At 68.7% G+C, this 13,365-nt stretch carries 12 protein-coding genes; all 12 read right to left on the bottom strand.

Annotated elements, in window-relative coordinates; genetic code table 11:
- Window positions 1-250 precede the first annotated feature (250 nt).
- On the bottom strand, window positions 251-2,671 hold the full coding sequence (gene bamA, locus GGR64_RS11135; protein WP_184645817.1) for an outer membrane protein assembly factor BamA: 2,421 nt from the start codon (window positions 2,669-2,671) through the stop codon (window positions 251-253).
- A gap of 80 nt (window positions 2,672-2,751) precedes the next feature.
- Window positions 2,752-4,110, bottom strand: a complete 1,359-nt coding sequence (gene rseP / locus GGR64_RS11140; protein WP_184645818.1) for an RIP metalloprotease RseP — start codon at window positions 4,108-4,110, stop codon at window positions 2,752-2,754.
- Between the two features lie 26 nt (window positions 4,111-4,136).
- Window positions 4,137-5,342, bottom strand: coding sequence for a 1-deoxy-D-xylulose-5-phosphate reductoisomerase (gene dxr, locus GGR64_RS11145; protein ID WP_184645820.1), 1,206 nt, complete (start codon window positions 5,340-5,342; stop codon window positions 4,137-4,139).
- Between the two features lie 5 nt (window positions 5,343-5,347).
- Window positions 5,348-6,172 (bottom strand): phosphatidate cytidylyltransferase, encoded by an 825-nt coding sequence (locus GGR64_RS11150; protein WP_184645822.1) that lies wholly within the window; start codon window positions 6,170-6,172, stop codon window positions 5,348-5,350.
- Window positions 6,169-6,909, bottom strand: a complete 741-nt coding sequence (gene uppS / locus GGR64_RS11155) for a polyprenyl diphosphate synthase (protein WP_160970844.1) — start codon at window positions 6,907-6,909, stop codon at window positions 6,169-6,171. The genes GGR64_RS11150 and uppS overlap by 4 nt, the downstream gene beginning before the upstream one ends.
- Window positions 6,910-6,947: 38 nt before the next feature.
- Complete coding sequence (frr, locus tag GGR64_RS11160; RefSeq protein ID WP_160970846.1) at window positions 6,948-7,505, bottom strand: ribosome recycling factor; 558 nt, start codon at window positions 7,503-7,505, stop codon at window positions 6,948-6,950.
- Between the two features lie 217 nt (window positions 7,506-7,722).
- Window positions 7,723-8,445, bottom strand: coding sequence for a UMP kinase (gene pyrH, locus GGR64_RS11165; RefSeq protein WP_160970848.1), 723 nt, complete (start codon window positions 8,443-8,445; stop codon window positions 7,723-7,725).
- 81 nt (window positions 8,446-8,526) lie between these two features.
- On the bottom strand, window positions 8,527-10,020 hold the full coding sequence (locus tag GGR64_RS11170) for a GGDEF domain-containing protein (protein ID WP_184645824.1): 1,494 nt from the start codon (window positions 10,018-10,020) through the stop codon (window positions 8,527-8,529).
- A 119-nt stretch (window positions 10,021-10,139) separates the two neighbouring features.
- A complete protein-coding gene (gene tsf, locus GGR64_RS11175; RefSeq protein ID WP_160970852.1) occupies window positions 10,140-11,018 on the bottom strand; it encodes a translation elongation factor Ts in 879 nt (292 codons plus the stop codon).
- A gap of 151 nt (window positions 11,019-11,169) precedes the next feature.
- Entirely contained in the window at window positions 11,170-11,967 is a 798-nt protein-coding gene (rpsB, locus tag GGR64_RS11180) for a 30S ribosomal protein S2 (protein WP_017908839.1), read from the bottom strand.
- A gap of 278 nt (window positions 11,968-12,245) precedes the next feature.
- The gene (locus GGR64_RS11185; RefSeq protein WP_184645920.1) at window positions 12,246-12,950 is read right to left on the bottom strand and encodes a fimbria/pilus periplasmic chaperone; all 705 of its coding nucleotides are present in this window, start codon (window positions 12,948-12,950) and stop codon (window positions 12,246-12,248) included.
- 23 nt (window positions 12,951-12,973) lie between these two features.
- On the bottom strand, window positions 12,974-13,294 hold the full coding sequence (locus tag GGR64_RS11190; RefSeq protein ID WP_160970854.1) for a hypothetical protein: 321 nt from the start codon (window positions 13,292-13,294) through the stop codon (window positions 12,974-12,976).
- Window positions 13,295-13,365 lie beyond the last annotated feature (71 nt).

A 13,365-nucleotide genomic window follows, 5' to 3' on the forward strand; every position in this document is an offset into this window, starting at 1 on the left:
AGGTGAGGATCAGCCTGCTGGAGCAAAGCCCCCTTTGGTAAAGGGGGCGCGCCGAAGGCGTGGGGATTCGGAGAGTAATGAGCCGGGGCCCGCGATTCGCAACGCGAATCGTGGGGCGTCAGCGCGAATGCGGTGACGCGCTCGGGGCGCGCCGAAGGCGCGGGGATTAGGCAGGCCACGCCCCAGCAGGTTTTCGCGTCGCGAAAACCTGGCTGCCAGGGCAACGCCCTGGCAGCGGGTGGGCAGTTCTTTAGAACTGACCACCAAAGGTGAACTGCAGACGCTCGATCTCGTCGTTGTCTTCCTTCTTCAGCGGAACCGCATAGCTGATCGAGATCGGACCGACCGGCGCGCGCCACAGCAACGCGATGCCGGTGGAGGCACGCAGTTCGTTGGACTTGAAATTGTCCACGCCGTTGAACACGTTGCCGACGTCCACGAACGCCGAAATGCGCGCCGACGGGCTGTCGAACAGCTTCGGGAAGTACATTTCCGCCGAACCCACGGTCTTGAACGAGCCGCCCAGCGGCTGGCCGCGGCTGTACGAGGCGGTGGCCTCCGAGCGCGGGCCGAGGGTGTTGTCCTCGAAGCCGCGGACCGAGTTGGTGCCGCCGGCGTAGAAGTTCTCGTAGAACGGCAGGCCCGAGGCGGTGACGCGGCGGACCAGGTTGGTGCCGTCGCAGGCCTGCGGGTTGTAGACCGGCGTGCCCTGCGCATCGGGCACGGTGACACCGCAGATGTCGCGCGACACGTCGCTGCCGTAGCTGTCGCCGTAGCCGAACTCCGCGCGGGTATTGAGCACCAGGGCCGGCGAGATCGGCCAGTACTTGGAGATCTGGTAGTTGAGCTTCCAGTACTCCACGGTCGAGCCGGGCAGGGTGGCTTCCAGGCCCACGCGCTGGTACATGCCGCGGGTCGGCATGAAGTAGTCGTTGCGGGTGTCGCGCGCCCAGCCCAGTTCGCTGCGCCAGGCGTGGAAGGTCTTGGTCCCCATCGCGTCGATGTAGTTGATGATCGCCTGCGGGGTGAAGCCGGGATAGGTGGTGATCTGGTTGCTGTCCACGCCGAACATCAGCGAGACGCTGTCGGTCTCGGTGATCGGCACGCCGAAGATCACCTGCGCCGCGCCGTTGGTGCTGTTGTACTGCGCGGTGCCGAAGTCGGAGTAGTCCAGCTTGCGCCACGACAGGTTGTAGCCCAGCGACACGCCGTCGTCGGTGAAGAACGGATTGGTGTAGGAGAACGCGTAGCGCTCCTGGTAGCTGCTGCGCGAGGCGTCCACCGAGACGCGGTTGCCGCCGCCGAGGAAGTTGTTCTGCGACAGCTGCACCGAGGTGGTGACGCCGTAGGTCTGCGAGTAGCCCAGGCCGAAGGTGAAGCTGCCCGAGGTGGTCTCCTTGACGTTGTAGACCACGTCGACCTTGTCGTTGCTGCCCGGCACCGGCGGGGTTTCCACGTCCACCGACTCGAAGTAGCCCAGGCGCTGCAGGCGGATCTTGGAGCGGTCGATCGCGGCCTGCGAGTACCAGGTGTCCTCGAACTGGCGCATTTCGCGGCGCAGCACTTCGTCGGAGGTGCGGGTGTTGCCGCGGAACACGATGCGCCGCACCGACACGCGCGGACCCGGGGTCACCTGCAGGTTCACCGCCACCGTGCGCTTCTCGCGGTCGGTGGTCGGGATCGGGGTGACCTTGGCGAAGGCGTAGCCGATGTTGCTCAGGGTGTTGGTGATCGCGTCGGAGCTGTATTCCAGCAGCGCGCGCGAGAAGGTGTCGCCCGGCTTGGGGATCACCAGCTTCTCGATCTCTTCCTGCGGCAGGATGGTGTCGCCGGTGACCTTGATGTCGGAGATCTTGTACTGCTCGCCTTCGGTGATGCCGGCGGTCAGGTACATGTCGCGCTTGTCGGGGCTGATCGCGACCTGGGTGGAGTCGACGCTGAAGTCGACGTAGCCGCGGTCCAGGTACCAGGAGTTGAGCTTCTCCAGGTCGCCGGACAGCTTTTCCTTGGAGTATTGGTCGTCGCGGCGGTACCAGGACAGCCAGTTGTGCTCGCGCGACTCCCAGTTCTCCATGATGTCCTGGTTGAGGAACTTCTCGGTGCCGATCAGGTTGACGTGGCGGATCTTGGCCGCCTTGCCTTCCTTGATCGCGATGGCCACGTCGACGCGGTTGCGGTCCAGCGGGCTCACCGTCGGGGTGATCTCGACGTTGTACTTGCCGCGGTTGTTGTACTGGCGGGTCAGCTCCTGGGTCACCCGGTCCAGGCTCAGCCGGTCGAAGGTGCCGCCCTCGCTGAGGCCGATGTCGGACAGGCCCTTGAGCAGTTCCTCGCTCTTGATGTCCTTGTTGCCGGTGACGGTCAGCTTGTTGATCGCCGGACGTTCCTTGACCGTGACCACCAGGATGTTGCCCTGGCGGTCGACGCGCACGTCCTCGAAGAAGCCGGTGCGGTACAGCGCACGGATCGCCTCGGCGACCTTGGCCTCGTCCACGCTGTCGCCGCGTTCCACCGGCAGGTAGGTGAACACGGTGCCGGACGAAATGCGTTGCAGCCCGTCGACGCGGATGTCGCTGGCGGTGAAGGGCTCCGCTACCTGGGCCATGGCCGGCAGGCTGAGGCTGGCGGCGAGGGCGAGGGCAAGCAGGCGGCGAGTGGGAAATCTCGTCATGTCACGTCCGGTAGAGGTCGATATCGTTGTTGCATGGGCGCCGGCGCAAGACGACAGCGGGTCGAGTGGATCGGCGCGGGTCATCGCAGTGCCTGGCCGAAGAGGTCGTTGTAGAACGCCAACCCCATCAGTCCTGCCAGCAACGTCAGGCCCACGAACTGCCCTGCCGCCATGGCGCGCTCGCTCAGCGGGCTGCCCTTGACCAACTCGATAAGGTAATACAGCAAGTGCCCGCCGTCCAAGATCGGGATCGGCAGCAGGTTCATGATCGCCAGGCTCAGCGACAGCAGGGCCAGGAAATTCAGGAACCAGTCCGGGCCCTGCTTGGCCGAGACGTTGGCGACCTTGGCGATGGTGATCGGGCCGGACACGTTCTTCAGCGAGGCCTCGCCGGTCAGCATGCGGCGCAGGATGCCGAGGGTGTCGCCGGCCAGCCGGCCGGTCTCGCGGAAGGCGACCGGGATCGCCGCCAGCGGGCCGTAGCGCAGGGTGGCGTCGTAGGCCGGCCGGCGCTGCTCGCCGATGCCCACGCCCAGCTTCCAGCTCGGCGCGCCGGGGCCGGTGGTCGGCTTGAGATGAACCTCCAGGGCCAGCCGCTCGCCGTTGCGCTCGACCTCGATCAGGCCGTTGCCGCCGTCGCGGCCCAGCGCCTGCACCCGTGGCGCGACCTGGTCGGCGCTGGTGATCGGGGCGCCGTCCACCGCCAGCACGCGGTCGCCGGGGCGCAGCACGCCGTCGGCGGCCGAGCCGGCGGCGACGTTGGCGATGACCGCCGGCTGCAGGGTGAAGCGCCAGGTCAGGCCGGCCAGGGCCGGCACCTGCTGCTCGTCGAAGCCGACCGGCAGCTGCGACAGGCGCAGGGTATGGGTGCGGCTGGCGCCGTCCTGCGCGTCCTCGGTCTGCACCGGCACGTCCTCGCGGTCCATGGCGGCGACGGTCAGCTGCATGGCCGCCTCGCTCCAGGTCGCGACGTCGCGGTCGCCGACGCGGACGATGCGTTCGCCGGGCTGGAACCCGGCCTGCTGGGCCAGGCCCTCGGCGCGGCCGACGATGGGCGCGTAGTCCTGCTTGCCGATCACGAACATGGCCCACAGCAGCGCCACGCACAGGATCAGGTTGGCGATGGGGCCGGCGGCGACGATGGCGATGCGCTGCCACACGCTCTTGTTGTTGAAGGCCTGCGATCGCTCGGCCGGGGCCACCTCGCCCTCGCGCTCGTCGAGCATCTTCACGTAGCCGCCGAGCGGGATCGCGGCGATCGCGAACTCGGTGCCGTGGCGGTCGTAGCGCGACCACAGCGGCTTGCCGAAGCCCACCGAGAAGCGCAGCACCTTGACCCCGCAGCGGCGGGCGACCCAGAAATGGCCGAACTCGTGGAAGGTCACCAGGATGCCCAGGCTGACCAGCATCCACCAGATGGAGCCAAAGAAATTACCCATGCGCGTGGCTCATGGCGGCGTGGGAATCAAGCATGGGCGAATTGGCGGGCAATGGCGAGTTCGGTGATCTTGCGCGATTGCGCATCCGCCGCCAGCAATGCGTCCAGGGAATCGGCCGCGACCGCAGGCAGCTCGGTCAGGGCGTTCTCGACCAGCGCAGGAATCGATAGGAAACCGATCCGGCCCTGAAGAAAGGCTGAAACAGCCACTTCGTTGGCCGCGTTCAGGATCGCCGGGGCGCTGCCGCCGGCCTGCATCGCGCGCCAGGCCAGGCCCAGGCAGGGGAAGGCGTCCAGATCAGGCGCCTCGAAATCCAGCCGGCCCTGCGCCAGCAGGTCCAGCCCGGCGACCCCGGAGGCGATCCGGTCCGGCCAGCCCAGGCCCACCGCCAGGGTGGTGCGCATGTCCGGCAGGCCCATCTGCGCCAGGGTCGAGCCGTCGATGAACTCGACCAGCGAATGCACCAGGCTCTGCGGGTGCACCAGCACCTCGATGCGCTCGGGCGCCAGCGCGAACAGGTGGTGGGCCTCGATCACTTCCAGGCCCTTGTTCATCAACGTCGCCGAATCGACGGAGATCTTCGGCCCCATCGACCACTTCGGGTGCGCAACGGCCTGCGCCGGGGTCACCGCCTGCAGGCGCGCGCGGTCCCAGCCGCGGAACGGGCCGCCGGAGGCGGTCAGCAGCACACGCCGTACTTCGGCGCCGGTCTGGCGCGAACGCAGGCACTGGAAGATGGCGTTGTGCTCGCTGTCGATCGGGATGATCTCGGCGCCGGCCGCCGCGGCGGCAGCCGTGACCAGCTCGCCGGCCAGCACCAGCGCTTCCTTGTTGGCCAGCAGCAGGCGCTTGCCGGCGCGGGCCGCGGCCAGGGTCGAGGCGAGGCCGGCGGCGCCGACGATGGCGGCGACCACGCTGTCGCAGGCGTCGCTGGCCACCAGCTGGTCCAGCGCGGCGTCGCCGGCATGCGCCTGGGTCGCCAGCCCGGCCGCGCGCAGCCCGTCGCGCAGTGCCGGGTACAGGGCCGGATCGGCGATCACCGCATGGGCGGGGCGATGCGTGGCGCACAGCGCCAGCAGCGCGTCGACGTTGCGCCCGGCCGCCAGCACGCCGGCGCGCAGGCGCTGCGGATGGCGCGCGATCACGTCCAGCGCCGAGGCGCCGATCGAGCCGGTGGCGCCGAGCACGGCGATGGTGCGCACCGTGTCGGCCTTGTTGCGTTGCGTGTTCACTGGCCTCAGAACCCGAAGATGTCCTTGCCCAGCGCGAAGATCGGCAGCGCCGCCAGCACGCCGTCGATCCGGTCCAGTACGCCGCCGTGGCCGGGAATCACGTTGCCCGAGTCCTTGGCGCCGACGTGGCGCTTGAGCAGGCTTTCGAACAGGTCGCCGACCACCGAGGCCAGCACGCTGACCGCGGCCACGATCAGCAGCCCGGGCAGGTGCGGCAGGCTCACCCCGGCCAGCCAGCCGAAGCCGGCGGCCACGATCAGGCCGGCCAGCAAGCCGCCGATCAGGCCTTCCACGGTCTTGTTGGGGCTGATCCGCGGCGCCAGCTTGTGCTTGCCGAACTGGCGGCCGGCGAAATAGGCGCCGGAATCGGCGGCCCACACCGTGGCCAGCGCGGTCAGCAGCCAGCGGTGACCGTTCGGTTCGCTGGCGTGGATCAGGCCCAGCGCGGCCCAGGCCGGGACGATCGCCAGGGTGCCGGCGGCGAGCTTGAACACCCGCGCATAGGTGGCGTGGTCGGAGCCGAAGCGGTAGAAGCCCAGCCACAGCAGCGCCGCGCACCACCAGCCGACGCCGATCAGGGTGGTCAGCTGGAACAGCACCAGCGAGCCGGCCGAGGCCCACACCAGCAGCACCATCAGCAGCAGGTTGAGCATCAGCAGGATGGTGCGCGGCAGGGTGTCGTCGACCTCGGCCAGCTTCAGCCATTCCCACAAGCCGATCAGGAAGATCAACGCGGCCAGCGCGACCAGCCACTGGGTCGGCAGCAGCAGAATGGCGCAGATGGCCAGCGGGGCCATGATCAGCGCGGCGATGACGCGGGTACGGGTCATGCGGAAACGTTCTCCGTCGCCGCTTCGGCGACCTGCGCGCTGGTGAGGCCGAAACGCCGCTCGCGGCGGGCGTAGTCGTCCAGGGCTTGTTGCAGCACCTCCGGTCCGAACTCGGGCCAGAGGGTCTCGGTGAACCACAGTTCGGTATAGGCCAGCTGCCACAGCAGGAAGTTGCTGATGCGCAGGTCGCCGCCGGTGCGGATGAACAGGTCCGGCGGCGGCAGGTCGGCCAGCGCCATGCGCGCCGACAGGGCATCCTCGTCGATCTGCTCCGGGCGCAGGCGCCCGGCGGCGACGTCCTCGGCCAGCGCGCGCGCGGCCAGGGCGATGTCCTGGCGGCCGCCGTAGCTGGCGGCGATCGACAGGTGCAGGGCCTGGTTGTCGCGGGTGCGCGCCTCGGCCTGGGCCATGCGCTCGCACAGCGACGGCGCGAAGCGCGAACGGTCGCCGATGAAGCGCACGCGCACCCCGCGCCGCTGCAGCTCCTCGACCTCGCGGTCGAGTGCGTGCAGGAACAGCTTCATCAGCGCGTCCACTTCCTCCTGCGGGCGCCCCCAGTTCTCGCTGGAAAAGGCGAACAGGGTCAGCGCGCCGATGCCGCGCTCCAGGCAGAAATCGATGGTGCGGTTGACCGCGCGGGCGCCGGCGCGATGGCCGATCACGCGCGGCCGACGGCGGCGCTGCGCCCAGCGGCCGTTGCCATCCATGATGATGGCCAGATGGCGGGGCAGGGACATGGGGACGGGGTCGGAAGGCATGGCCGGCAGGCGCAGGCTCAGACCGCCATCAGTTCCTGTTCCTTGCCCTTGACCACCTCGTCCACGTCCTTGATCGCCTTGTCGGTCAGCTTCTGGATGTCGTCCTCGCTGGCGCGGGCTTCGTCCTCGGTGACCTTCTTGTCCTTCAGCAGATCCTTGACCTGCTGGTTGGCGTCGCGGCGGATGTTGCGGATCGCGACCTTGGTGTCCTCGCCTTCGCCGTGCACGACCTTGGACAGCTCGCGGCGGCGTTCCTCGGTGAGGGCGGGGAGGTTGAGGCGGATGGTGGTGCCGGCGGTGTTCGGGGTCAGGCCCAGGTCCGAGGCCAGGATCGCCTTCTCGACCGCGCTGACCATCTGCTTTTCCCACGGGGTGATGGTCAGCGAGCGGGCATCGGCGACGGCCACGCTGGCGACCTGGCTCAGCGGCATGTCCGAGCCGTAGTAGTTGACCTTCAGGTGCTCGACCAGCGCGGTCGACGCGCGCCCGGTGCGCACCTTGACGAGCGTATGACGCAGCGCGTCGATGCTCTTGGCCATGCGGGTCTGTGCGTCTTGCTTGATTTCGTTGAGCATCGCCGGTGTCCGTGCTGAATCTGAATCGGACGATTATAGCCGGGAAAGGCGTGGGGCCGGGATTGGGGATTCGGGATTGGGGATTCGGGATTGGGGATTCGTAAAAGCCGCGCTTCAGGCGCATGCACCGCGGTGGCTCTTACCGCAGGCGCGATGCTGCAGCGCGCAATGCTCTTGCGAATCCCCAATTCCGAATCCCCAATCCCGGGTCGGGGCGTCAGCCCCGACCCTTCACCAACGTGCCGATCTCGGCGCCGCGCAGGATCTTCAGCAGTTCGCCGGGCTGGCCCATGTTGAAGATGCGCAGCGGCAGGTCGCTGTCGCGGGCCAGGGCGAAGGCGGCGGTGTCCATCACCTCGAGGTTGCGGGCGATGACCTCGTCGTAGGTCAGGCTGTCGAAGCGCACCGCATCGGCGTGCTTCTTCGGGTCCTTGTCGTACACGCCGTCGACCTTGGTCGCCTTCAGCAGCAGGTCGGCGCCGATCTCGATCGCGCGCAGCGCCGCGCCGGAGTCGGTGGTGAAGAAGGGGTTGCCGGTGCCGGCGGCGAAGATCGCGATGCGGCCCTTTTCGAGGTGGCGGATCGCGCGGCGGCGGATGAAGTCCTCGCACACGTCGTTGATCTTGATCGCGCTCATCACCCGCACCTTGGCGCCGAGCTTCTCCAGCGCGTCCTGCATCGCCAGCGCGTTGATGACGGTGGCGAGCATGCCCATGTGGTCGCCGGTGACCCGGTCCATGCCGCCGGCGGCCAGGCCGGCGCCGCGGAAGATGTTGCCGCCGCCGATCACCAGCGCCACTTCCGCGCCGGCCTGCTGCGCCTCGATCACCTCATGGGCCAGGCGATTGATGATCTTGGGATCGATGCCGTAGTCCCCGTCCCCCATCAGCGCTTCGCCGGAAAGTTTCAACAGGATACGGCGATAGGCGAGCTGGGACATGGCGACCTCGTTGGGGGATGACGGGCAAACCACACGATTTTAGCCGATGCGCGCCAGCGCGTCTGTGCCGTCGGCGATGCTTCAGCGTTGCACCTCGCCGCACGAGCGCGCGGTGACGCGGTTGCGGCCGCCGTGCTTGGCGCTGTACAGCATGTCGTCGGCCGCCTGCAGCAGTTCCTGCGCGCTGTTGAAGCGCTCGCGGCCGCCCTGGGTGGCCACGCCCGCGGAGAAGCTGATGTGCAGTGGCCCCTGCTTGGTCTCGGTCATCGGCCGCTGCGCGATCTCGGACAGGATGCGCCGCATGACCCCGAGCGCAGCGTCTTCGCCGGTGTTGGGCAACAGCACCAGGAATTCCTCGCCACCGAAGCGCGCCACGATGTCGCTGCTGCGCACCAGCGGCTGCAGGGCCTGGGCGAACGCGCGCAGCACCTGGTCGCCGACCAGGTGGCCGTGGGCGTCGTTGATCTTCTTGAAATCGTCCAGGTCGATGAAGGCCACCGACAGCGGCCAGTCGTGGCGGTTGGCCAGCTCGAACTGCTGCTGCAGCAGGGTGTCCAGTTGGTGCCGGTTGAACACGCCGGTGAGGGCGTCGCGGCTGGCCTGCTCGGCCAGGCGCCGGGCGTGCTGCTCGTATTCGTCGGCGCGCTGGCGCACGCGGTTGGCTTCCTGCACGTCGCGCAGGTTGCGCAGCACCATCAGTTCGCGGGCGTGGCTGATGATCGCGTCGACCCGCTCCGGCTGCGCGATGCGCACGTCGAAGATCGGGCTGACCGCCGGCAGCGCCTCGGCGATGTGGCCGATCACTTCGTCGAAGCGGCGGCTGTCCAGCTGCATGTCGCGATAGGCGCGCTGCATGGCGTAGGTGCGCGCGGCTTCGGTGTCCTCGCTGAGCCAGATATCGGCAATCGGCCCGGACAGGCGCACGCAGATGTCGAAGGGCTCGCTCGCCGCGGCATCGTTGCCGTTGGCGATGCTGCGCTGCAGGTAGGCGGGCAGCTTCCATTTCTTCGCCAGCCAGGCGCCGACCTCGGCGTGGTCGGCGCCCAGGTGCTCGCGCTCCAGGGCGCTCAGCCGCTGCGGATCGCCGGCGGCCTCGTGCAGCAGTGCGGCGTACTGGTCGTGGCAGACGTGCAGCAGGGCCAGTGCGCCCATATCCTGCAGCAGGCCGGCCAGCATCAGTTCCTCGTGCTTGCGCAGGCCGACGGCCTGGCCGAGCAGGCGGCTGGCCAGGGCTGCCAGCACGCTGCGCCGCCACAGCCGTTCCTGCGGTGCGCTGGCGTCGCCACGCAGGCTCTGCACCATCGAAAAGCCCAGTGCCAGGCTCAGCGCGGCGTTCAGGCCGAGCATGGTCAGCGCCTGGCCGAGGTTGTCGATGCGTCGCCGGCTGGCGTACAGCGGGGAATTGGCGATGCGCAGCATCCGCGCGCTCAGCGCCATGTCCATGGCGATGGCATCGGCGGTGGCAGCGAGATCCACGTCCGCATCCTGCGCGAGTTCGATGATGCGCAGGGCGATGCCCGGGGGCGAGGGCAGGTCGCGGGAGTGGCTCAGGATCGCTTCGAGTTCAGGATGCATGCACTTCCGATACGGCATGGAATAAGAGGTGGGGCAGCGGCCTGTCCCAGCCCGCGCAGCGTACACCCGCAAAAAAAAAGCCGCGACAATGCGCGGCTCTTTTCTTCCCGGGGGCGGGATCAGGCCAGGCCGGCCTGCTTCATCACTTCGGCGGCGTAGTCTTCCACCACCTTCTCGATGCCTTCGCCCACGGCCAGGCGCTGGAAGCCGACCACATCGGCGCCGGCGGCCTTCACCGCCTGCTCCACGGTCTGGTCGGTGTTCAGCACGTAGGGCTGGCCGTACAGGGTGACTTCGTTGACGATCTTGGCGATCTTGCCGCTGATGATCTTCTCCAGGATGTCGGCCGGCTTGGCCTTGTCCTTCTCCGACATCTTGGCCAGCTCGATTTCCTTTTCCTTGGCCACGAACTCGGCCGGGACGTCGGACGCCTTGATGTGCGGCGGGTTCATCGCCGCGATGTGCATGGCGATGCCACGGGCCAGGTCGGCGTCGCCGCCCTTGACCTCGACCAGCACGCCGATGCGGCCGCCGTGCACGTAGGCGGCGACGTTGTTGGCGCTGTCGATGCGCACCAGGCGGCGCACCTGCACGTTCTCGCCGACCTTGGCGATGACCGCGGCGCGGGCTTCCTCGACGGTCTCGCCGCCGGGCAGCTTGGCGCTCTTCAGCGCTTCGACGTCAGCGGCGCCGGAGGTCAGCGCGGCCTGGACCACGGCGTCGGTGAAGGCCAGGAAGTTGTTGTCCTTGGCGACGAAGTCGGTCTCGGAGTTGATTTCGACCAGGACCGCCTTGCCGCCGTCCTGGGCCATCGCGATGCGGCCTTCGGCGGCGACGCGGTCGGCCTTCTTGTCGGCCTTGGCCAGGCCCGACTTGCGCAGCCACTCGGCGGCGTTGTCGATGTTGCCGGCGTTCTCGGTGAGTGCCTTCTTGCACTCCATCATGCCGGCGCCGGTGCGCTCGCGCAGTTCCTTGACCAGGGAAGCAGTGATTTCCACGGGATGTCCTCACGAAAGGTGGGAAAAGGCCGGCTTGCGGCCGGCCGGAAGATCTGGGGAGCGGGCGCCGCAGGCGGCGCTCGCGAAGCCGGGCGCGCCGAACGCGCCGGGCGGCGGCTGCGCATGATCGCGCAGTCGCATGGCGCGCCGGTTACTCGGCGGCGGGAGCGGTCTCTTCGGCCTTCTTGCCGTTCTTGCGCGGGCCGCGGCCCTTGTCGTCGCCGCCCTCGGCGAACTCTTCCTCGCGCACGCTGGCGGCGTTCGGCGCAGCGGCCTTGCCTTCCAGCACGGCGTCGGCGGCGGCACGGGCGTACAGCTGCACGGCGCGGATGGCGTCGTCGTTGCCCGGGATGGCGTAGTCCACCAGGTCCGGGTTGTAGTTGGTGTCGACCACCGCGATCACCGGGATGCCGAGCTTCTTGGCTTCCTTGATGGCGATGTCTTCATGGCCGATGTCGATGACGAACAGGGCGTCGGGCAGGCGGTTCATTTCCTTGATGCCGCCCAGCGAGGCTTCCAGCTTGTCGCGCTCGCGGCGCAGGGTCAGCACTTCGTGCTTGACCAGCTTGTCGAAGGTGCCGTCGGTCTCGGCCGCTTCCAGTTCCTTCAGGCGCGCCACCGACTGCTTGACGGTGCGGAAGTTGGTCAGCGTGCCGCCCAGCCAGCGCTGGGTCATGAACGGCTGGCCGCAACGCTCGGCTTCTTCCTTCACCGCGTCGCGGGCGCTGCGCTTGGTGCCCAGGAACAGGATGGTGCCGCGCTTCTGCGCGACGCTGGAGATGAAGTTCATCGCGTCGTTGAACAGCGGAACCGTCTTCTCGAGGTTGATGATGTGGATCTTGCCGCGCGCGCCGAAGATGTACGGCGCCATCTTGGGGTTCCAGTAGCGGGTCTGGTGGCCGAAGTGGACGCCGGCTTCCAGCATCTGACGCATGGTGACCTGGGGCATTGCAGTGACTCCTGATGGGGAACCGGCCGTGCGCGGGCAGGAATGGGTGAAGCGCGCGCATGACGGTGCGGCCTTGTGGGTCCGCACGACGATTCCGGGGTTGGGCCTCCCTGCTGTCTCCGTGGCCGAACTCCTTGCGGAGCACCCCGGCACGGGCGATGGCAGCAGGTGTGAATTCGCCGGTGCGTCCGGCGTGGACGGTCCATCGGGACATGACAGGCACGACGAAGCCGCGCACTATACCTGGCGGCGCTGGGCGGCGCAATGCGCCGGGTGGCTCACTCGGCCGGCAGCGGCTGCAGCGGTGACTGCTCGTCGAGCCGTGCCGCGAAGTGGCCGCCCGGTGCGGTCGCGGCGGCCGGCAGCGGCCAGCGCTTGTATTCGCCGGGCAGGACGTAGCCGGCGAGGCTGGGGAACAGGGTCATGGTATGGCCGTCGGCGCCGATGAAGCTCAGGTCGCTGAGCCGGGCGTGGGCGTTGCCGCGGTTGTGCACCACCAGCTCCGGCCCGCCCGCGCCGGCGAGCAGGTGGACGCTGAGGCGCGGCGCCGCCGCGGGGTCCGATGCACTTAGGAACACCGGCGTGGAATAGCGCAGCAGCAGGGGAGGGGGCGTCGCCGCGGGTGCCGATGCAACGTCGGCCGGCGCGGTGCGTTCTTCCACCACCAGCCGGTAGGCACGCTCGGCGGTATCGGCGGGGGCGCTGCGTACCAGGCGCAACAGTTGCCGCCCCTGTGCCGGAATCGTGATCCACTGCGGACTGGCATGGAGGTCGTCGGTACTGTCCAACTGTTCCAGCCCGTTGGTCTGCTGCCAGCGATAGACCTGTACCTGCGCCTGCCAGGTGCGGTCCTGGGTATTGTCGAGCCAGATCTCGGTGCTGGTCTCGTCGGGGGCCAGTTGTACCAGGGTCGGGCTGATCCGCACTCCACCCGCATGGGCGCTGCCGGCCAACGCCAGCAGCAGCGCCGGCAGCAGGCGCATGAGCAAGCCACGGGCACCGCCCACTAGAACGCGACCGTGGCGTAGCGCGCCGGGTCGCGCGGCGCGGCGCCGGTCGTGGACAGGCTCAACGCCAGCGCGGTGCCGGCACTGGGCGCGGGCGCGCCGTCGACGCTGACCTGGTAGGCCATCGGGCGGTTGCAGGCGATCGTCGGCATCGCTCCGGGCTGCGCGCGGACCTCGGTGCCGACCTCGCAACTGCGCTCGATGCGGATGCCGATCCGCAATGCAGCGCTGCCGCTGCCGGCGGTCGGTTGTGCCGCCGCATCGACGCCGGCCACGCACAGGCTCGCCAACAGCAGCGGTCGTAGGAACGGCAGGCGCATCGATCGGGACTCCGCGGTAGACACAACTGATAACGGCTCCCATCCTGGCAACTTGACCGGCGCGACGGCGC

The sequence above is a fragment of the Xanthomonas sp. 3307 genome (assembly GCF_014199735.1).
Taxonomy (GTDB): domain Bacteria; phylum Pseudomonadota; class Gammaproteobacteria; order Xanthomonadales; family Xanthomonadaceae; genus Xanthomonas_A; species Xanthomonas_A rydalmerensis.

What these genes read in the sequence shown, in the direction of transcription:
- frr (WP_160970846.1), bottom strand. Translation starts at nt 7,505, where the DNA reads ATGCTCAACGAAATCAAGCAAGACGCACAGACCCGCATGGCCAAGAGC.
- GGR64_RS11150 (WP_184645822.1), bottom strand. Translation starts at nt 6,172, where the DNA reads ATGACCCGTACCCGCGTCATCGCCGCGCTGATCATGGCCCCGCTGGCC.
- rpsB (WP_017908839.1), bottom strand. Translation starts at nt 11,967, where the DNA reads ATGCCCCAGGTCACCATGCGTCAGATGCTGGAAGCCGGCGTCCACTTC.
- bamA (WP_184645817.1), bottom strand. Translation starts at nt 2,671, where the DNA reads ATGACGAGATTTCCCACTCGCCGCCTGCTTGCCCTCGCCCTCGCCGCC.
- rseP (WP_184645818.1), bottom strand. Translation starts at nt 4,110, where the DNA reads ATGGGTAATTTCTTTGGCTCCATCTGGTGGATGCTGGTCAGCCTGGGC.
- GGR64_RS11185 (WP_184645920.1), bottom strand. Translation starts at nt 12,950, where the DNA reads ATGCGCCTGCTGCCGGCGCTGCTGCTGGCGTTGGCCGGCAGCGCCCAT.
- GGR64_RS11170 (WP_184645824.1), bottom strand. Translation starts at nt 10,020, where the DNA reads ATGCATCCTGAACTCGAAGCGATCCTGAGCCACTCCCGCGACCTGCCC.
- uppS (WP_160970844.1), bottom strand. Translation starts at nt 6,909, where the DNA reads ATGTCCCTGCCCCGCCATCTGGCCATCATCATGGATGGCAACGGCCGC.
- GGR64_RS11190 (WP_160970854.1), bottom strand. Translation starts at nt 13,294, where the DNA reads ATGCGCCTGCCGTTCCTACGACCGCTGCTGTTGGCGAGCCTGTGCGTG.
- pyrH (WP_160970848.1), bottom strand. Translation starts at nt 8,445, where the DNA reads ATGTCCCAGCTCGCCTATCGCCGTATCCTGTTGAAACTTTCCGGCGAA.